Origin of the sequence: Mycobacterium gordonae (genome assembly GCF_001417955.2) — a bacterium.
GTDB classification, from domain to species: domain Bacteria; phylum Actinomycetota; class Actinomycetes; order Mycobacteriales; family Mycobacteriaceae; genus Mycobacterium; species Mycobacterium gordonae_B.
Genome location: NZ_LKTM01000218.1, coordinates 1 through 994, shown reverse-complemented (window position 1 = coordinate 994; position 994 = coordinate 1). Strand labels below are relative to the sequence as shown.

At 78.2% G+C, this 994-nt stretch carries 1 protein-coding gene; it reads left to right on the top strand.

Annotation, left to right across the window (positions count from 1 at the left end):
- Positions 1-994, top strand: a 994-nt coding sequence (locus AO501_RS38135) for a hypothetical protein (protein WP_197419867.1), incomplete at both ends; no start/stop codon positions are given.

Sequence of the window (994 nt, the reverse complement as noted above, 5' to 3'; positions counted from 1 at the left end):
CTTCGGGACTGACCGGTACCCAGGGCGCGGGCGGGGCCGGCGGGACCGGCGGCGCCGGCGGAGGCGCAGGCGACGGTGGGGTTGGCGCGGACGGCACCTGGGCGGTCAACAATGGCGTCGGCGGTGCGGGCGGCAACGGCGGCAATCCGGGCGCAGGAGGCACCGGCGGTGCCGGCGGGGCCGGCTCCAGCACTGGCCAGCAGGGAGCCACCGGCACCGCCCCCACCAGCGGCGGCAACGGTGGTAAGGGCGGTGCCGGCGCCACAGCCACCACACCCGGGGGTACCGGCGCGGCCGGCGGCCGGGGCGGCAACGGCGGTCTCGTCGGCAACGGCGGCAATGGCGGCAACGGCGGGACCGGCGGCATCGGCAGCACCGGCGCTGACACCTCCGCCGGCAGCACCGGGAATACGGGCGGAGTTGGTGGCAGTGGTGGCGCCGGTGGTCAGGGCGGCAAGGGCGGAACCCTGGCAGGCAATGGCGGGAACGGCGGCACCGGCGGAACGGGCGGAACCGGCGGAACCGGGGGCACCGGCGGACGCGGCACCGACGGCAGCTCGTTCGGCGCGGCAGGCGGCGACGGGGGCGACGGCGGCAAGGGCGGATTCGGTGGGGGCGGCGGTGCCGGCGGAGCCGGTGGCATTGCCCAGTCGGCGACCGGCAAAGCCGGCAGCCAGGGCGCTGGCGGCGCCGGCGGAGCGGGCGGCACCGGTGGTGTTGCGGGCGACGGCGGCAACGGCGCGACGAACGTCAATGGTGGTACGGGCGGCGCCGGCGGCAACGGTGGAGATCCGGGCTCCGGCGGCACCGGCGGCCTCGGCGGGTCCGGCTCCAGCACCGGCAAACAGGGCGCCACCGGTTCGTCCCCTACCAGTGGCGGCAATGGCGGGAAGGGCGGCAACGGCGGGTTTGCCGGTACGCCCGGTGGCACCGGCGGCGCCGGCGGTCAGGGCGGCAACGGTGGCCTGGTCGGTAACGGCGGCGCCGGCGGCAA